We start from the raw sequence: 18,097 nt of genomic DNA, 5'->3' as shown, positions 1-18,097 counted from the left end.
AAGATAAAATCTATAAAGAGGGAACGGAATAAAAAAGACGCTAACAATTGTATGTTAGCGTCTTTTTTTCATTATGAAGCAATTTCACCAGTTTTTGTATCATCTTGATTGTACGTATCTTGATCTAATTCACCAAGCCATTTACTTGAAATAAGACCTGCTGTCATAGAACCACTTACGTTAAGAGCTGTACGCCCCATATCGATTAATGGCTCAACCGAGATAACTAGAGCAACAATACCGATTGGTAAGTTCATTGTAGATAGTACGATTAAAGCTGCGAATGTTGCGCCGCCACCAACTCCGGCAACACCGAATGAGCTAATAGCGATAACAGCGATTAAAGTTAAAATAAATTGTGGTTGTAATGGATCAATTCCTACAGTTGGAGCGACCATCATTGCAAGCATTGCTGGATAAATACCTGCGCAACCGTTTTGTCCGATAGATACCCCAAATGAAGCTGCGAAGTTTGCAATTCCTTCGGAAATACCAAGCTTTTCTTTTTGAGCTTCAATATTTAATGGCATCGCACCAGCACTAGAGCGAGATGTGAATGCAAAAGTTAGTACAGGGAACACTTTTTTCAAATATTGAATTGGATTTAAACCAGACAATGCAATTAATAATAAGTGAATGATAAACATTACGATAAGTGCTACGTAAGAGGCTAACACGAAGTTACCAAGTTTTAAAATAGCATTTATATCGCTACCAGCAACTGTTTTTGCCATAAGAGCTAATACGCCGTATGGAGTAAGGCGTAAAATTAATGTTACCATACGCATTACGATTGCATATACAGCATCAAGCATTTTCTTAAATAGTTCTGCTTGTTCTGGATATTTTCGTTTTACACCTATAAAGGCAATGCCGATAAAGGCTGCAAATATTACGACAGAAATTGTTGATGTTGGACGAGCGCCTGTTAAATCAAGAAACGGATTTGTAGGTAATAGCTCTAATAATTTATCTGGAATTGTTGTCTTTTCAATAGAAGTAAATCTTTCTTCAACTAGTTTCAGACGAGCAGATTCTGCATCACCTTGTTGCAAGCCTGTTGCAGATACATCAAATCCTGCACTTGCAGCGATACCGACAGCTGCAGCGATTCCTGTAGTAAGAATTAAAATTCCGATAATAAGACCACTGATTTTACCAAGGTTTTTCGTTAACTGTAATTTTGTAAAGGCTGAAATAATAGATACTAAAATAAGTGGCATAACGATCATTTGAAGTAATTTCACATAACCGTTACCGATTAAGCCAAACCAAGTATTTGATTCAATAATTACTTTAGAAGTTGGTTCATAAATAAATTGTAATATAAGACCGAATATAATTCCGACTCCTAAAGCAGTAAATACACGTTTATTAAAAGATACATGCTTACGTTGCATATAATATAATACGCCAACTAAAATGAGCATGACTGCAACGTTAATTCCGACAAGCAGTGTATTCATGTTGATTCCCCCTAATTCCAATCTGTTATATAGAATATAAGGCAATAAAACCTATAAGTCAACTAGGAAATTCCGGAATTAAAAAAAGATGGCAAAATGCCATCTTTTAATGTCCAGCCCCAGGGACAAGTAAAAACGTCGTGTAGTATGTAAATCCTATGAAGAAAACAGTTAAATATGCCCCAAATACGTATATATACATACGCTCTGTTAATTTTAAATAGCTTAAAAGTACGAAGAAACCTGTTTGTCCTAAAAATAGTAGTGCGGTCTGTTGCATATCCCCTACGTAAAACATAACCGAGAAAATTCCAGTCCAAAAGCCGAGAACGCGAAACATGCGCTCCATGCCATCTCCCTCCTTTTCTAAAAAAAGTAAACCTCACCTCATTATAGTTTATTTTTCTTACTATTGTAAATATTCATTCATATAAAAAGAAGCCAATTATTATTGGCTTCTTTTTATATGAGAAATTAAATTGTTAGTTTATAATTACAAGATTTACATCCATCTAATAGACTATCATTTCGAGTTAATTCCATGTTAGGGAATAGGATTTCAAAAATTCCTTTCATCATATCTCCGTGCATGTTACAAATTTCAGTTGGATGATGAACAGCAACTTCTTTAAATGGACAATTGTGTACATCATAGAAAATTTTTGTTCCATCTGCACTTAATTCAAATGCAGGTGATAAGCCAGCTGTTGAGAAAGCTTCTTTTGCAATTTGAACTTTTTGTTCCACTGTTAAAGCATCTTCACTCACATTTAAACGTTGCATATGTTGTTGCATTAATTCAGCTCCGAATTGTTTTCCTGTTTCGTATAGCGCTTTCTCACCAGCAGCGCCAAGGCTAAGTAAAGAATTAAATGCGATTCTTGCTAATAATTGATAATCACGGAATGGAAATTGTAATTGGATAACATCTTCAGATAAGACATATAATCTGCTCGGTCTTCCGCCTTTTCCAGTTTTCTTCGTTTCCGATTTTAGCATATGAACATCTTCTAATTTAGATAAATGTAAACGCGCCACGTTTGGATGAATATCGAATTCATCTGCAATTTCTTGTACCGTTACGTAACTATGTTTTTGCGAAATATATTTATAAATGTAATAACGAGTTGGGTCAGATAATACACCTGTAATTTTTAAAGCTTGTTCCATGAGGATCTCCACCTTTATCACTTTATCCAAGATAATAACATTATAATACAGATAAACATGAGTATAGGTAATTTCAGACAATAATTCGGAAATTGTTCATAATTTCACAAACATATTTTTCCTTTTTTCTCTATTGAAAATACAAAAGTCCAAATTTTTATTGTGCATGTTTTCATGCTATATACATAGTGAGGAGGGAAAAGTGATGAATGGGATTGAAATTTTTGCGAATACAATTTTAAAAGAGGCGTGTAGGGTACAAGCGTCAGATTTACATATTGTGCCCCGGCAGAAGGATGTAGCAGTGCAACTACGTATAGGAAAAGATTTAATGACGAGACAGTGTATTGAAAAGGAGTTTGGAGAAAAACTTGTCTCACATTTCAAATTTTTAGCATCTATGGACATAGGAGAGAAACGGAAGCCACAGAATGGTTCGTTGTATTTGCAAATTGATGGACAAGAAGTGTATTTACGCCTTTCAACACTTCCAACAGTATATCAAGAAAGTCTCGTTATTCGCCTTCATTTACAAGCATCTGTTCAGCCCTTATCACATCTTTCGTTATTTCCAAGTACGGCAGCAAAACTACTCTCGTTTTTACGATATTCACAGGGGCTACTCGTGTTTACTGGACCGACTGGATCTGGGAAGACGACGACAATGTATGCATTATTAGAAGTAATTAGAAGAAAGAAAACACGTCGCATCATTACACTTGAAGATCCTGTTGAAAAAAGAAGTGACGATGTATTACAAATTCAAATAAATGAAAAAGCGGGTCTCACATATGAAACAGGATTAAAGGCTATTTTACGTCATGATCCAGATATTATTTTAGTCGGTGAAATCCGGGATGAGGAAACAGCAAAAATAGCTATAAGAGCAAGTTTGACAGGACATTTAGTAATGACAACGCTGCATACGAATGATGCGAAAGGAGCAATCATTCGTTTCATGGATTATGGTATAACGAGGCAAGAGATCGAACAGTCTTTATTGGCTGTAGCTGCACAGCGACTTGTCGAATTGAAGTGTCCGTTTTGCAGAGGAAAGTGCTCAACTTTATGTAAATCAATGAGGCAAGTAAGGCAAGCAAGCATTTATGAGCTACTATATGGACATGAGTTAAAACAAGCACTTAAAGAAGCAGATGGAGAATGTGTTACTTACAAACATGAGACTTTAGAATCGTCAATACGAAAAGGATATGCTTTAGGTTTTTTAGAAGAAGATGTTTATGTTTAAGAAAACTTGGAGTTTAAGTGATCAAGTAGTATTGTTGAAACGTTTAGGAGAATTATTAGAAAAAGGCTACTCTCTTTTACAAGCATTAGAATTTTTACAGTTTCAATTACCTGTAGAAAAGAAAGTACAATTGCAGCGCATGATTGAGGGGTTAAAAGATGGGGAAAGTCTACACGATTCTTTTCATCAGTTAAAGTTTCATCAGGACATGTTAAGTTATCTATTTTATGCCGAGCAACATGGTGATATTTCTTTTGCTTTGCAACAAGGAAGTGCACTTCTTTATAAGAAAGATAAGTATAGGAGAGACATGATGAAAATAATGCAGTATCCTATGTTCTTGATGTTTTTTCTACTAATCATGCTTTTTATTTTTAACCTCATTTTATTACCTCAGGTTGAAATGGTTTATAGTTCGTTCGGTTCTAATACACCACTACTTACAGAACAAATTTTAAGTGCAATAAAACTGCTACCATACATTATTTTAACCGCTATTTTAACTGTTATTATTGGATGTAGTTTATACATGTTGTATTTTAGGAAACTTCCACATATTAGACAGGTAAAAATCATGCTTCGTATTCCTCTCATCAAAACATTTCTTATTTTAAAGCATTCACATTATTTTGCTACTCAGTTGAGTGGTTTATTAAATGGTGGACTATCAGTATGCGAAGCTTTAACAATAATGATGGAGCAAAGATATCATCCGTTCTTTCAATATGAAGCGAATCGGATTGAAAGACAATTAATTGGAGGAGAACAGTTACAATCTATCATTGCTAAAAGTGGGTATTACGAGAAAGAACTTTCTTATGTTATTACGCATGGACAAGCAAATGGCAATTTAGGGATTGAATTAGGTGACTATAGCGATCTTATTATGGAAAAGATGGAACGAAAAATTAAACATATGTTAGTTATCATTCAGCCTATTTTATTTACATGTATTGGAGGAATCGTTGTCCTTATGTATTTAGCGATGATTATGCCGATGTTTCAAATGATGAATTCTATTTAGGAGGCATTTGTATGCAGAATGAGGAAGGATTTACTCTGTTAGAGATGCTATTAGTAATGGTTGTCATAACTATATTATTACTATTAATTATTCCAAATGTAGTTACACAGCGTTCATCGGTCCAAGGAAAAGGGTGTGCAGCTTACATGAAATCTATAGAAGCGCAAATACAAGTATATCAATTACAACATAATAAAATTCCATCGTTAAAAGAACTGGCAGATGAAAAGTATATTACAACTGATAAGTGTCCGAATGGCGAATCTATTCATATATCAGATGATGGCACAGTATCAATTAGGGCATTGTGAAACAACAAGGGTTTACTTTTTTAGAAATGTTACTCGTTTTATTTGTTATTTCTGTATTAAGTATAGTTACGTATTTTAGTGTTCATTCCTTATACGAGCGACAAAAAGTTGAACAATTTTTGAGACAGTTTTCAAATGATATTTTGTATATGCAGCAATTAGCGATAAACCGTCAAAAGCACTACACATTACGTTGGCATAAAGATAGAAATATGTATGCTATAAAAGAGTCAGGTACAAAGTATTATATCGTTAAGCGAGAGTATGAAGAAGATATACAAATTGATTTGCATACGTTTCCAAATCCGATGACATATAATCCAAGTGGAAATATTAATAGAGGTGGTACGATTATAATTTCGTATAGAAATTATAAATATGAAATTGTATTTCAGCTTGGAAGAGGGAGATTTACGTATCGTGAAATGTCAAAAAGGATCCATAATGGCTGAAATGATTGTATCGTTAAGTGTTTTAATGATGGCTGTATCGTTACTACTACCGCAAACAGTATTAGTTATGCAAGAAAGAAAAAATATACAAATTCGTTATAAGGCAACTGGATTATTAAAAAAAGAAGCAGCTATATATATGTATGGAAATGAAGAAAAGCGAATAATAGAAAAGAATATAAATGGAATTGTGTATTACACATATTGGGGAGGCAATGAAGTTTGTACCATGTGGAAAGATGTGAAAGACAGAATGATGGAACAATGCTTTTATGTAGGAGAAAAAATAAATTAGAATTTGGTTTTTCATTAATAGAAATGATTGTATGTCTGTTTCTATTATCAATATTTTTTTTGCTCTTTCCCCGCCTACATTTCATTGAAATGGAAAATAAACAGTCGAAAGGGTTAAATGATTGGGAGTGGGATGTGTATTTAGGGCAAATGCAATTGGAGTTTCGTGAAGTATCATCTGGAGAACAGCTAGCATTTGAAAATGGAGAAAGTATTTTACAATTCCGATCGCGTAATGGGAGTGAAGTATCGTATGAAAAAGAGAATAGTCGTCTTATAAGAAAGGTAAATAGGCGCGGGAGGGAAGTTGTTTTACAAAATATTGGAACGGTTTCTTACAAACTAACACCTCATGTACTCATTATAAATGTGAAAGATACTAGTGGGAAAATATATGAAGGTGTAGTTATGCGATATAGCGAAATAGGAATAAACGTATGAGAAAGCAAAAGGGATTTACAATGCCTGGAACGATTATCTTTCTTATTTTATTAACTTCTTTTTTTATATACGAAACAAATATGTTGTTTACAGATAAAAATTTTTATATAGGAATAGAACAAAAATTTTTATTGGATGAATTACTTAACCGATCTATTACAGATATAAAAAAAGACTTACAGCAAAAAGAAAAAGAAGGTACATTTTTCTTTCAGTATGAAAAGGGAGAAGCGAGTGGAAATTATGTCTTTGAAAATGATTTAATTCTCGTTGCTTTGCAGTGTACACTCAAACAGGAAGCTTTCTATACGGTGAGTTTTCGGTATAGAAAAAAGGATGGGAAAATAGTCGATTGGATAGAAGGATAATATGTAAAATATATATATAGATAAACCAGGATTTCCTATTGTAAATTGAATTGATTTTTTAGAAGAAATGGATAAATATAATGATTAAAAGTTTAAATTTTCTCAAAAAAGAGAAAGGTAGAAAGAATATGATATATTCATGCTATCCAATCATTATTTTTAGGGAGAATAGGGAAATGACAAACAACAATCAAATAGGTGAAAATAAGGAACAAACTATTTTTGATCATAAAGGAAATAAGATTATGACAGAAGATAGAGAAATACACATTATTTCAAAATTCGAAGAACCTCTTATTGTCGTATTAGCAAATGTAATAAGTGATGAAGAGTGTGATGAATTGATTGAAATGTCTAAAAATAAAATGGAGCGTTCTAAAATTGGTTCATCACGTGATGTAAATGATATTCGAACAAGTAGCGGTGCATTTTTGGAAGACAATGAACTTACTTCAAAGATTGAAAAACGAATTTCATCTATCATGAATGTTCCGGTGGCGCACGGAGAAGGATTGCACATTTTAAATTATGAAGTGGATCAACAATATAAAGCACACTATGATTATTTTGCGGAACATAGTAGATCAGCTGCTAACAATCGTATTAGTACGCTTGTAATGTATTTAAATGATGTAGAAGAAGGCGGAGAAACGTACTTCCCAAAATTAAATCTTTCTGTACACCCTAGAAAGGGAATGGCAGTATACTTTGAGTATTTTTATCAAGATCAATCACTAAACGAGCTTACGTTACACGGAGGGGCACCTGTAACGAAAGGCGAGAAATGGATTGCAACGCAGTGGGTGAGAAGAGGTACTTATAAGTAAAAGCGAGTGTTACGTTTTGTTCTTTATAGTATAAGAACAAAACGTTTTTTTATTAAACAAAGTAGCATCTTTCGTTATAATAACAATTAATAAATGACGATTGAGAGGACAAGAAATGAAATCTATATACATAACCGGCTACATGGGAGCAGGGAAAACAACAATTGGAAAAGCGTTAAGTAAAGAACTTCAAATGGATGTTGTAGATACTGATCAAAAAATCGAAGAGAAGCAAGAGAAGGCAATTCGAAAAATTTTTGCCGAAGAAGGCGAAATGGCTTTTCGGGAATATGAAAGCGAAATGTTACGTGCGCTACCAGTCCATAATGTTATTATTACAACTGGTGGGGGAATTATTGAACGAGCGGAAAATCGCAAGTGGATGAAAGAGAACGGAACTGTCGTGTATTTATATTGTGATCCGCATGTAATTGCAGAAAGGCTTCGGGAAGATACGACACGTCCACTATTTCAAAAGAAAGATATAGATGCATTCGTAAAGAAATTTGAATCACGCCGAGCTTATTATGAAGAGGCTCATATTCATATCGATACGACAAATAAGTCTGTAAAGCAAATTATGAATGAATTAAAGGAAAAGATTAATGTATAAAAAAGTGGACATACTAATCAAGTAGAGGTGATGATAATATGTCTACTAATGATTATGTTCGCTTTGTGACGCAGCAGTTTGTGTCGTATATGGATGCTCCAAAAGAAGATCGAAAACAAAAGAAAGAACAACGCCGTGCTGAAAAAGAGCCATTTATGAATAAGTGGTTTGGTGTTATGCCGCTGAGTGCTGCTTTGTTTTACCGAAATGTAAAAAGTAAAAGAAAAAAATCAAGTTAAATTTTAGTCATATGTTTAGCAAACCAAAAATCCCCTAGTGTCTTATTACACTAGGGGGTTTTTATTTACTGCACGGATTCTTGTTCTTCCGTAACGGCATGTATTTTATTATTTACCCAAACAAATCCAATTCCGATACAAATGGAAATGCCCCAGCCGACAGCGGTCATAATCGCTCTCATTTCACCATAGCCATCTACACCAAAAACAGAGATGAAATAAATTTTTAAAAAGCTTTTTAATATAAATTGCAGTCCGAAAAATAACGTTAAATATTGCAGTGCTGGATATATACGACTATCACGATAAAGCTCACGACTTTTATCGCGGTCATGGCCTTGCAGTGCGGCAATATCCGCAGCGAAATATAACATGAGTGGTTTTTTTATGAAAATTGTACAGATGACGATAATACCGAGTACGATGTGATAATATGCATCATTCCACAACATTCGTTCAGCTGACCCAGATAATAAATCTACCGTTGTATTAGAAATGAGTGTAATTAAAATAAAGAACCCTGTCACGTTAAACTGTTTTTCTTTTTTAAAGGTATACAGTGTATAAATAATCCCCGGAACAGAGGAAAGTAACATCGCGTAATAAGGATCGATATAAGGTTTTGCAAATTTCCAAATGAGGAATGGGATTACGAGATAAAAGACAAGATCTAATATAGCTTTTTTATTTTGATTCATACAAAGCCTCCTTAAGTCATACATATATTTTATAATATAATTTCTGAAAATTGTATAAGGTTTAATGGGAAAAGAAAAAATATATCAATTTTCGAGGGGTTAGTAGATTGAAAAAAATTGCCCCTAGCGTAGTAAGTTTTTTTAGTATATAATAAAGGAAACGCTTTCATTTTGATTTGTTCACAAAATGGACGGAAAATCACATATTTACTATCGATATGTTGCTTTATAATGAAACTAATTAAATATACATGCATACAATATTGTGAAATAAATAACATAAATAATCTATATAAATGTAAACGTTATCAAAAGAGAGAGGTGGAGACAATGAGTAAATTTTTCTTCAATCATAATCCAGCAACAGTAGAGGATGGAAGGCTTGTTAAATATGCTGAAATTATTTATGGAGAAGGTGGCCGTTCTGTATTAGAAAATTTAATGGTGAAGGCATCTATCAGATTGCGTGATCGTTATCCGAATAAATCTGACGAGCAGATCTCGAACCTAGTAAATAAAGGCATCCATGATATGTTTCAAAAATATGTGAGCGAGTAAGAGTGGCCAATGGCTGCTCTTATTTTTTTGTATAAGGATTGTAACTCTAGCTGAAAATAAACATGTATTCTGAAAAACGTAAAAAGGAGTGGGAAAGATGAGCAATGGAATTGGACGTTCGAAAGAAAATCTTCCAACTGATGCAAATCATGTGAGCGCGAAGGATCGTGCGTATCAAAAACGCATGGCAAAGCAAAAACAACAAGAGCGTAATGAGGATAGAGAGTAACTCGAAATAAAGCTCCTTCTAAAGCAGAAGGAGCTTTATTTTGATAGAAAATGATTCGCGGTAACATAAAAGAGTCCACCGTTAATAATTTGCACTGTAATACGTGGTTCATACTGTTCTTGCAGAGCTTGTTTTTCAATTTCATAGCTCTCAGGAAGTTCGTCACTTTCTTCATAAAAACGGTTTAAAAGGTCTAAATCATGATTCCAACGCACTCTTGCTTCTTTTGCCCACGTATGGTCATCTTCTGCAATTATATTTTTTAAAGCGTCTTCTATACGTTGTAAACCACTTTGCGGTTTAATGATAGGCGAGAGCGTAAAACAAAAATCAGGTATTTTTGGTGTAAGTTTAATGTTTGTTAATGTTTCATGAAAGTTTGCCATCATTGTTCCAGAAATGAGATGAATACCAATCGAGTGAAGGATGTCTTTTTTTCGATCACATTGATAGGAAACTTTTATATTAATACCGAGCCAAGGGTGGAGCGGTGTATGTGTTGCCCCATTATGTCTTACATCCTCATATAAACGTATGTATGAGCCTAATTCTTTTGTCGTTTGGAAAATTTGATGTAGACGTGGTGAACCGTAGTGAATAAGCTCACCATCATTTTCTTCATTTTCTGGATTTGTAATAAGAGTAAGGCGCATCGGATTCGGTACGCCTCCTGTTTTCTCAAGATAGTGCCAATAAAAAGGGCGATTCATTAATAATTTATCCATCTCAATTGTTAACTGTACATCTAATAAATGAGGAGAACGTTCTAAAATTTCACAGTTATTCGCCTCAAAGAAATTGTATAAGTAATTATGAATTTCATGTTGCTGCATAGCCTTGCACCTCAGCTTCATTTCGTTTCGCAAAGTCGATAATAGATGTTAAGTTTTCCATCTTAATTCTAATTTCACCTTCGCTTTTTGATTGCGCGAAAATTTCTTGAATGTGCGCGTCGATGTTTTTCATATTAATTCTCGTTAAAATTTCATCGAGTTCACCAATAACACGCTCGAATAAGTTGATTTTTTCATATAACAGTTTCAGAATATGTTCTTCAACAGTATGCTTTGTAGCTAAGTTATAAATATGAACATCATTTTTTTGACCGAGACGGTGAATACGTCCGATTCTTTGCTCAAGACGCATTGGATTCCATGGCAAATCATAATTGATCATATGGCTACAAAACTGTAAGTTAATCCCTTCACCACCAGCTTCAGTTGCAATTAATACTTGTGCGTGGTTTTGGAAAAGCTCCTTCATCCAATCTTTCTTCCCGCGTTTAAACCCGCCGCGGAATGGAACGGAAGAAATACCGTGTTGTTGTAAAAACCATTGTAAGTACATTTGTGACGCTCGATATTCTGTGAAGATAACGACTTTATCGTCAATTTCTTTTATAAGCTCAAGAGCTTTATTTGCTTTTGAGTTGAAAGGAATATGATTAATTTTGTCCATTAGCACATCGATATGTGGATCTTTTATATAATGTTCGTTTTCTTTCTGTCTTTTTTCTACATGCTTTTTCAATGAATAGTAAACAGCCTCACGACTACTACACGCTTCCCGTTTTAAAGTTAACGATGAGAAAGCAGATGTGAAGGCGTCTTGTCCTCGCCAATTCTCGATATCATTATATAGAGCTTGTTCTTGTTCATTAAACTCAACAAAAATTGTACGTACATGTCTCTTCGGCCAATCGATACCGGTATTATGTCGTCTATTTCGCACCATTACTTTATTAATGAGAGCTTTTAAGTCTTCATCTGATTCGGCTGAACGATTTTTGGAAGCGTAATATTCTTCAAAGTTGGATTGATTGCCTAAATGTCCTGGCTTTAATAAAGAAACAAGGTTAAAAATTTCATCAATCTTATTTTGAACAGGAGTAGCGGTTAGTAATAAACAAAACTTCTTTTTTAATCGTTGTGCAAATTCATAGTTTTTTGTTTTATTATTTTTCAGTTTATGTGCTTCATCGATAATAATAAGGTCATATTCTAAGTTCAAAACGATATCGCGATGTGGTGAACGTTTCGCAGTATCAATTGATGATACGATTACGTCAGCTTGTTCCCACGAGTAGCTTTTCTTTTGTGCTACAGCGGGAATGAAAAACTTTGTATTCAGTTCGTATGCCCATTGTGATACGAGAGAGGCTGGGACAAGTATAAGTACCTTTTTCACAAGCCCGCGGACCATGTATTCTTTCAAAATAAGTCCAGCTTCAATAGTTTTTCCAAGGCCTACTTCATCTGCTAGAATCGCTTTACCGTTCATTTGTTCAATCACATTTTGAGCGACTTCTAATTGATGCGGAAGCGGCGTGAAATGGGATAAATGTTTCGGTGCTTGTAGTCCATCAAAAGTAGGAACAAGTAACGATTTTTCTGTTTCATAAGCTAAGTGATATAAATCCCAGTTTGTCCAAGGACCATCTTCGTCAATTCTATTCAAAAAATTGTTTTGCCACGTCCGATCTACGGAAATATCGACATTCATTACGACTCTCCCACCTTTTATAAACTAAAGTAATTATTTTTTAATGTATGATGATTTGCCTTAAAAGAAGGCATAATTATCGTTATTAAAGGCTATATGATAGACAATAATAAAGTATTAAATCTCAAAAGCTGTATTTATTGTGTTTTAACATAAAAAATTCTAAATTATTTTTTATGCTAGAATATTGATGAAATATAGCGAATGATGTTAGGATAATGGTGTGAAATGTGTGGAATCTTTCGTATTTTATCCAAGAAAGTGATTTTTTATTTACGCTTTCATAAAAAAATATAATGAGATTCCGTATATCCTATCTTTTCAGAATGAAAATGTTTAGAAAAGGGAAGCAACTTTTATTGATTTGTCAAAGCATAAGGGGGAGAGAGCATGATTACATTACAACGTACACCGTTATTTGATGTATACGCGAAGTATGGTGGGAAAACAATCGACTTCGGTGGTTGGGAATTACCAGTTCAATTTTCAAGCATTAAAGAAGAACACGAAGCTGTACGTACAGCTGCAGGTTTGTTCGATGTATCTCATATGGGAGAAGTTGAAGTAAAAGGTGTAGATAGTTTAGCATTTTTACAACGTGTTGTTACAAATGACGTATCTACCTTAAAGGTAGGGGGCGCACAATATACAGCTATGTGCTACGAAAATGGTGGTACAGTAGATGATTTATTAATCTACAAACGTGGTGAAGAAGACTATTTATTAGTAATCAATGCATCAAATATCGAGAAAGATTACGAATGGCTAGCAAGTCATGTAATTGGCGATGCGACAGTAGTCAATGTTTCTAGTGAAGTTGCACAGCTTGCAATTCAAGGACCAAAAGCAGAAGGCATTTTACAAAAAGTTGTGTCAGAAGATTTGAAAGAAATTAAGTTCTTTAAATTTAAAAACGATATTCTTGTAGATGGAATTCCAGCACTTGTATCTCGTACAGGTTACACAGGTGAAGATGGATTCGAAATTTACTGTAAGAGTGAAGATGCTGCAAAACTTTGGGAGAAACTTCTTGAAGTTGGAGCAGAAGAGGGCTTAAAAGCATGTGGTTTAGGTGCTCGTGATACACTTCGATTCGAAGCAACATTACCACTTTATGGACAAGAATTATCAAAAGATATTACACCGATTGAGGCTGGAATTGGCTTTGCGGTAAAAACAAATAAAGAAGCAGACTTCTTTGGAAAAGCAACGTTAAAAGAGCAAAAAGAAAACGGTGCGCCTCGTAAATTAGTCGGCATCGAAGTAATCGAACGTGGAATTCCTCGTACGCATTACCCTGTATTTATTGGTGAAGAAAAAATTGGGGAAGTAACGAGTGGTACACAATCTCCAACGTTAAAGAAAAGCATTGGTTTAGCACTAATTGATGTAAAATACGCAGCAGTTGATACAGAAGTAGAAATTGAAATTCGTAATAAACGCGTCAAAGCAGTAGTTGTTCCAACACCATTTTACAAACGTTCAAAGTAACGGGGAGAGGGGTAGATTTCATGTTGCATCGTTATCTTCCAATGACAGAAGAAGACAAAAAAGAAATGTTACAAACGATCGGCGTTCAAACGATCGATGAATTATTCTCTGATATTCCAGAGAGTGTTCGTTTTAAAGGGGATTTAAAAATTAAAGAAGCAAAATCAGAGCCAGAGCTTTTAAAAGAGCTATCTCAAATGGCTAGTAAAAATGCTAACTTAAAAGAATACGCTTCTTTCTTAGGAGCAGGCGTATACGATCATTATGCTCCAGTAATTGTAGATCATGTTATTTCTCGCTCAGAATTTTATACAGCTTACACACCATACCAACCGGAAATTTCACAAGGGGAATTACAAGCAATCTTTGAATTCCAAACAATGATTTGTGAATTAACAGGAATGGATGTAGCAAACTCTTCTATGTATGACGGGGGGACAGCTTTAGCTGAAGCGGCAATGTTAGCAGCTGGCCATACTCGCAAAAAGAAAATTCTTGTATCTAGCGCGGTTCATCCAGAATCAAGAGCAGTGCTTGAAACGTATGCAAAAGGTCAAAATCTTGAAGTTGTTGAAATTAATCATAAAGATGGTGTAACAGATTTAGACGTATTACAAAGTGAAGTAGATGATACAGTTGCTTGTGTAATCGTTCAATATCCAAACTTCTTCGGACAAGTTGAAAAATTAGCTGATATTGAAAAAATCGTTCATCAACAAAAATCATTATTTATCGTTTCTTCAAATCCATTATCATTAGGCGCATTAACACCACCAGGGAAATTTGGTGCTGATATTGTAATCGGTGATGCACAACCATTCGGTATTCCAACGCAGTTTGGTGGACCGCACTGTGGTTACTTTGCAACAACGAAAGCATTTATGCGTAAAATTCCAGGACGTCTTGTTGGACAAACTGTAGATTCAGATGGTAAACGTGGATTTGTATTAACGTTACAAGCACGTGAACAGCATATTCGTCGTGATAAAGCGACATCTAACATTTGTTCAAACCAAGCGTTAAATGCATTAGCAGCTTCTGTTGCAATGACGGCACTTGGCAAACAAGGTGTGAAAGAAATGGCACGTCAAAACATTTCTAAAGCACAATATGCAAAACGTCAATTTGAAGCGAAAGGCTTCACAGTAACATTTGCTGGACCATTCTTCAATGAGTTTGTTGTAGATTGCAAACGTCCAGTGAAAGAAGTAAACGATGCATTATTACAAAAGAATATTATCGGCGGTTACGATCTAGGCCGTGATTATAAAGAGCATGAAAACCATATGCTTGTAGCAGTAACTGAGCTTCGTACAAAAGAGGAAATTGACACACTTGTAAACGAAATGGGGGCTATCCAATGAAGAACCAAGACCAAGCACTTATCTTTGAAGTGAGTAAAGAAGGACGCATAGGATATAGCTTACCCAAATTAGATGTAGAAGAAGTGAAACTAGAAGATGTGTTTGAGAGCGATTATATTCGAGTAGAAGATGCAGAGCTACCAGAAGTATCTGAACTTGATATTATGCGCCACTATACAGCACTTTCAAACCGTAACCACGGTGTGGATTCTGGATTCTATCCACTTGGATCTTGTACGATGAAATATAATCCGAAAATTAATGAGAGTGTAGCTCGTTTCGCAGGATTTGCAAATATTCATCCGTTGCAAGATGAAAAGACAGTACAAGGTGCAATGGAATTAATGTACGACTTACAAGAGCATTTAATTGAAATTACAGGTATGGATACTGTTACTTTACAACCAGCAGCTGGTGCACACGGAGAATGGACAGGTTTAATGTTAATTCGTGCATACCATGAAGCGAATGGTGACTTTAACCGTACGAAAGTAATTGTGCCTGACTCTGCTCACGGAACGAACCCAGCATCTGCAACTGTAGCTGGTTTTGAAACAATTACAGTAAAATCAAATGAAAATGGCCTTGTTGACTTAGAAGACTTAAAACGTGTTGTAAACGAAGAAACAGCAGCACTTATGTTAACAAATCCTAATACATTAGGTCTATTCGAAGAAAATATTTTAGAAATGGCAGAAATCGTCCATAATGCAGGCGGTAAATTATACTATGATGGTGCAAACTTAAATGCGGTATTAAGCCAAGCACGCCCAGGAGATATGGGATTTGACGTTGTGCATTTAAACCTTCATAAAACATTTACAGGTCCTCACGGCGGTGGTGGCCCAGGTTCTGGTCCAGTAGGTGTGAAAGCTGATTTAATTCCGTACTTACCAAAACCGATTTTAGAGAAAACCGAAAATGGTTATCACTTCAACTACGACCGTCCAGAAGCAATTGGTCGTGTGAAACCATTCTATGGTAACTTCGGAATTAACGTTCGTGCATACACGTATATTCGCTCTATGGGGCCAGATGGATTGCGTGCAGTAACTGAGTATGCGGTATTAAATGCGAACTATATGATGAGAAGATTAGCGCCATTCTACGATCTTCCATTCGATAGACATTGTAAACATGAATTTGTATTATCAGGTCGTCGTCAAAAGAAACTTGGTGTACGTACATTAGATATTGCAAAACGTCTGCTTGATTTCGGTTATCATCCACCAACAATTTACTTCCCATTAAATGTGGAAGAATGTATTATGATTGAGCCGACAGAAACAGAATCAAAAGAAACATTAGATGGTTTCATTGATAAGATGATTCAAATCGCTAAAGAAGTAGAAGAAAATCCAGAAGTTGTACAAGAAGCACCGCATACGACAGTCATTAAACGTTTAGACGAAACGATGGCTGCACGTAAACCAGTTTTACGTTATGCGAAGCCAGCTCCTGTACAAGTTTGATTAAAATAACAAAGGAAGAACTCGCTGAGGCGGGTTCTTTTTTTGTATGGATAAACTGTCCGTAAATGCCCGATTGGTTCAACTAATAATCAGTGGGGATGAACAAAAATCCCCACTGATTAAAGTTTCACTTTATGCAGAAATAGTGAAGAAAATGTTAAAAAAATATGTTTTTTGTTTCCTAATGGTGTAAAGGTGTAGTTTTATAGGTAGTTTTGTTGAAAAAGTCGGTTTGATAAAAGTATTTATTTTTGTTAGAATTTTATTGAAATTAAGAAGATGTGATGAGGCAAAGATTACTCATTTTTATGTATATGTGAAAAAACGAACAAGACGGGGGTGAAATTTTGGGATATCGATGTTATAGAATGGTATACCATTTAGAAAATGGAGAAACAATTAAAGATGTAAAAGAATTTTGCTATCGAGACCAAGGAAAAGTGTTAGAAAGAGTAGCAAATCGTGTAATGGATAATAGAGAAGTGACGGCGATTGATAAACAAGGAACAATCATTTCAATAGCATGTGAGGACATTGTAAAGGTGGAACTTGATTACATAACAGAAAGTTAACCTTGAGTCATATCGAATTATTCGATAAAATAAACTGTTGAATGGTGAAGTGAGAAGAGAGGAGTTTATCATGGGTAGTACAAGACACTTTTATATGTTTATCTTAGCGTTTGTTCTTGTTGTGGCATTAACGATTTACTTAATCGTTGACAGCAGCTGGTACAACACAGTTCATCCGGCATTCCTTCTGTTTATGTATATAGGAATTGCAGTAGTAAGTTTCGGAATGAGAGACGAGATGTTAGATCGCTTTGAAAAGTGATACATATACGAAAGACCAACAGGAAAATGTTGGTCTTTTTTTCTTGCTAAAAATAGGATGGTGTGTATATACTGTGTATATAAGGTATATACAGTATATACACAAACTGGAGGAAAACATGAATATTATTATTTCGAATTCTTCCCAAGACCCTATTTATGTGCAAATAAGAAAACAATTAAGCCAGCTTATTTTAAATGGCGGTTTAAAGGGTGGAGATCAATTACCGTCTATTCGTAGCTTAGCGAAGGAATTACAAATTAGTGTCATTACAACGAAGCGTGCATACGAGGAGCTTGAAAAAGAAGGATATATAGAAACTGTTGCTGGGAAGGGGACTTATGTTTCACGTAAAAATAATGAACTATTAAAAGAACAAAGGCTTCGCCTATTGGAAAGTAAAGCGGAAGAGATTGTGAATGAAAGTAAAGCGTTGCAGCTTTCACTTGAAGAATTACAGCAGATGATTGCGTTTTTATATAAGGGGGAATGAGA

The 18,097-nt window shown here is 34.8% G+C and carries 24 protein-coding genes and 1 pseudogene; 18 read left to right on the top strand and 7 right to left on the bottom strand.

All coding sequences use genetic code 11. From position 1 onward, the window contains the following. Window positions 1-71: 71 nt before the first annotated feature. The 3 genes from EBQ15_RS01805 to EBQ15_RS01795 form a co-directional block, all read right to left on the bottom strand. Complete coding sequence (locus EBQ15_RS01805; RefSeq protein ID WP_001094336.1) at window positions 72-1,466, bottom strand: L-cystine transporter; 1,395 nt, start codon at window positions 1,464-1,466, stop codon at window positions 72-74. 106 nt (window positions 1,467-1,572) lie between these two features. Then, the gene (locus EBQ15_RS01800) at window positions 1,573-1,815 is read right to left on the bottom strand and encodes a DUF2626 domain-containing protein (RefSeq protein ID WP_000440721.1); all 243 of its coding nucleotides are present in this window, start codon (window positions 1,813-1,815) and stop codon (window positions 1,573-1,575) included. Window positions 1,816-1,940: 125 nt separating this feature from the next. Further along, window positions 1,941-2,636 carry a helix-turn-helix transcriptional regulator gene (locus EBQ15_RS01795; protein ID WP_000434125.1) on the bottom strand — a complete coding sequence of 232 codons (696 nt, stop codon included), beginning with the start codon at window positions 2,634-2,636 and terminating at the stop codon, window positions 1,941-1,943. 205 nt (window positions 2,637-2,841) lie between these two features. Between EBQ15_RS01795 and comGA the strand changes: the two genes are divergently transcribed. The 10 genes from comGA to EBQ15_RS01745 all read left to right on the top strand — a co-directional run bounded on the left by comGA (window position 2,842) and on the right by EBQ15_RS01745 (window position 8,454). Next, a complete protein-coding gene (gene comGA / locus EBQ15_RS01790) occupies window positions 2,842-3,885 on the top strand; it encodes a competence type IV pilus ATPase ComGA (RefSeq protein ID WP_001013182.1) in 1,044 nt (347 codons plus the stop codon). Then, window positions 3,878-4,909: a competence type IV pilus assembly protein ComGB gene (gene comGB / locus EBQ15_RS01785; protein WP_000475182.1), complete on the top strand. Its 1,032-nt coding sequence runs from the start codon at window positions 3,878-3,880 to the stop codon at window positions 4,907-4,909. Before comGA ends, comGB begins: the two co-directional genes overlap by 8 nt. A gap of 11 nt (window positions 4,910-4,920) precedes the next feature. Then, entirely contained in the window at window positions 4,921-5,220 is a 300-nt protein-coding gene (gene comGC / locus EBQ15_RS01780) for a competence type IV pilus major pilin ComGC (RefSeq protein ID WP_001178683.1), read from the top strand. Beyond that, a complete protein-coding gene (gene comGD, locus EBQ15_RS01775; protein ID WP_000813143.1) occupies window positions 5,217-5,672 on the top strand; it encodes a competence type IV pilus minor pilin ComGD in 456 nt (151 codons plus the stop codon). Before comGC ends, comGD begins: the two co-directional genes overlap by 4 nt. Then, window positions 5,665-5,967, top strand: coding sequence for a hypothetical protein (locus tag EBQ15_RS01770; RefSeq protein ID WP_000829473.1), 303 nt, complete (start codon window positions 5,665-5,667; stop codon window positions 5,965-5,967). Before comGD ends, EBQ15_RS01770 begins: the two co-directional genes overlap by 8 nt. Beyond that, window positions 5,937-6,407, top strand: coding sequence for a competence type IV pilus minor pilin ComGF (gene comGF / locus EBQ15_RS01765; protein WP_000923099.1), 471 nt, complete (start codon window positions 5,937-5,939; stop codon window positions 6,405-6,407). The genes EBQ15_RS01770 and comGF overlap by 31 nt, the downstream gene beginning before the upstream one ends. Continuing rightward, complete coding sequence (comGG, locus tag EBQ15_RS01760; RefSeq protein ID WP_001231273.1) at window positions 6,404-6,775, top strand: competence type IV pilus minor pilin ComGG; 372 nt, start codon at window positions 6,404-6,406, stop codon at window positions 6,773-6,775. Before comGF ends, comGG begins: the two co-directional genes overlap by 4 nt. A gap of 176 nt (window positions 6,776-6,951) precedes the next feature. Next, a complete protein-coding gene (locus tag EBQ15_RS01755) occupies window positions 6,952-7,602 on the top strand; it encodes a 2OG-Fe(II) oxygenase (RefSeq protein WP_000183852.1) in 651 nt (216 codons plus the stop codon). 115 nt (window positions 7,603-7,717) lie between these two features. Continuing rightward, window positions 7,718-8,215 (top strand): shikimate kinase, encoded by a 498-nt coding sequence (locus EBQ15_RS01750; RefSeq protein ID WP_000836650.1) that lies wholly within the window; start codon window positions 7,718-7,720, stop codon window positions 8,213-8,215. Between the two features lie 38 nt (window positions 8,216-8,253). Then, a complete protein-coding gene (locus tag EBQ15_RS01745; RefSeq protein ID WP_000106083.1) occupies window positions 8,254-8,454 on the top strand; it encodes a YqzE family protein in 201 nt (66 codons plus the stop codon). A 65-nt stretch (window positions 8,455-8,519) separates the two neighbouring features. Here the strand turns inward: EBQ15_RS01745 and EBQ15_RS01740 are convergent, their stop codons facing one another. Both EBQ15_RS01740 and EBQ15_RS31485 read right to left on the bottom strand, forming a co-directional pair. Continuing rightward, window positions 8,520-9,152 carry a VC0807 family protein gene (locus tag EBQ15_RS01740; protein ID WP_001073111.1) on the bottom strand — a complete coding sequence of 211 codons (633 nt, stop codon included), beginning with the start codon at window positions 9,150-9,152 and terminating at the stop codon, window positions 8,520-8,522. A 141-nt stretch (window positions 9,153-9,293) separates the two neighbouring features. After that, window positions 9,294-9,409 (bottom strand): annotated as a pseudogene (locus tag EBQ15_RS31485) (GTP pyrophosphokinase). Window positions 9,410-9,482: 73 nt separating this feature from the next. Between EBQ15_RS31485 and EBQ15_RS01730 the strand changes: the two are divergent. Together EBQ15_RS01730 and EBQ15_RS31780 are read left to right on the top strand one after the other, a co-directional pair. Then, window positions 9,483-9,710: a hypothetical protein gene (locus EBQ15_RS01730; RefSeq protein WP_000032702.1), complete on the top strand. Its 228-nt coding sequence runs from the start codon at window positions 9,483-9,485 to the stop codon at window positions 9,708-9,710. A 97-nt stretch (window positions 9,711-9,807) separates the two neighbouring features. Next, window positions 9,808-9,939, top strand: a complete 132-nt coding sequence (locus EBQ15_RS31780) for a hypothetical protein (protein WP_000064668.1) — start codon at window positions 9,808-9,810, stop codon at window positions 9,937-9,939. A gap of 35 nt (window positions 9,940-9,974) precedes the next feature. Here the strand turns inward: EBQ15_RS31780 and EBQ15_RS01725 are convergent, their stop codons facing one another. Together EBQ15_RS01725 and EBQ15_RS01720 are read right to left on the bottom strand one after the other, a co-directional pair. Beyond that, window positions 9,975-10,772, bottom strand: a complete 798-nt coding sequence (locus tag EBQ15_RS01725; protein WP_001183964.1) for a YqhG family protein — start codon at window positions 10,770-10,772, stop codon at window positions 9,975-9,977. Then, entirely contained in the window at window positions 10,759-12,441 is a 1,683-nt protein-coding gene (locus EBQ15_RS01720) for a DEAD/DEAH box helicase (RefSeq protein ID WP_001100037.1), read from the bottom strand. The genes EBQ15_RS01725 and EBQ15_RS01720 overlap by 14 nt, the downstream gene beginning before the upstream one ends. A gap of 390 nt (window positions 12,442-12,831) precedes the next feature. Between EBQ15_RS01720 and gcvT the strand changes: the two genes are divergently transcribed. From gcvT to EBQ15_RS01685, 6 genes are all read left to right on the top strand, one after another. After that, on the top strand, window positions 12,832-13,932 hold the full coding sequence (gcvT, locus tag EBQ15_RS01715; protein WP_000631769.1) for a glycine cleavage system aminomethyltransferase GcvT: 1,101 nt from the start codon (window positions 12,832-12,834) through the stop codon (window positions 13,930-13,932). Window positions 13,933-13,952: 20 nt separating this feature from the next. Beyond that, on the top strand, window positions 13,953-15,296 hold the full coding sequence (gcvPA, locus tag EBQ15_RS01710; RefSeq protein ID WP_000903240.1) for an aminomethyl-transferring glycine dehydrogenase subunit 1: 1,344 nt from the start codon (window positions 13,953-13,955) through the stop codon (window positions 15,294-15,296). Then, entirely contained in the window at window positions 15,293-16,768 is a 1,476-nt protein-coding gene (gene gcvPB, locus EBQ15_RS01705; protein ID WP_000795702.1) for an aminomethyl-transferring glycine dehydrogenase subunit 2, read from the top strand. The genes gcvPA and gcvPB overlap by 4 nt, the downstream gene beginning before the upstream one ends. A gap of 368 nt (window positions 16,769-17,136) precedes the next feature. Continuing rightward, window positions 17,137-17,340 carry a DUF3929 family protein gene (locus EBQ15_RS01695; RefSeq protein ID WP_000262496.1) on the top strand — a complete coding sequence of 68 codons (204 nt, stop codon included), beginning with the start codon at window positions 17,137-17,139 and terminating at the stop codon, window positions 17,338-17,340. A 70-nt stretch (window positions 17,341-17,410) separates the two neighbouring features. After that, window positions 17,411-17,602 (top strand): hypothetical protein, encoded by a 192-nt coding sequence (locus tag EBQ15_RS01690; protein ID WP_000535933.1) that lies wholly within the window; start codon window positions 17,411-17,413, stop codon window positions 17,600-17,602. A gap of 118 nt (window positions 17,603-17,720) precedes the next feature. Next, entirely contained in the window at window positions 17,721-18,095 is a 375-nt protein-coding gene (locus EBQ15_RS01685; RefSeq protein ID WP_001021353.1) for a GntR family transcriptional regulator, read from the top strand. The last annotated feature ends 2 nt before the right edge of the window (window positions 18,096-18,097 follow it).

Origin of the sequence: Bacillus sp. 2D03, assembly GCF_003946765.1 — a bacterium.
In the GTDB taxonomy this organism is placed as follows: domain Bacteria; phylum Bacillota; class Bacilli; order Bacillales; family Bacillaceae_G; genus Bacillus_A; species Bacillus_A cereus.
This window is presented reverse-complemented; position numbering and strand designations above follow the sequence as displayed.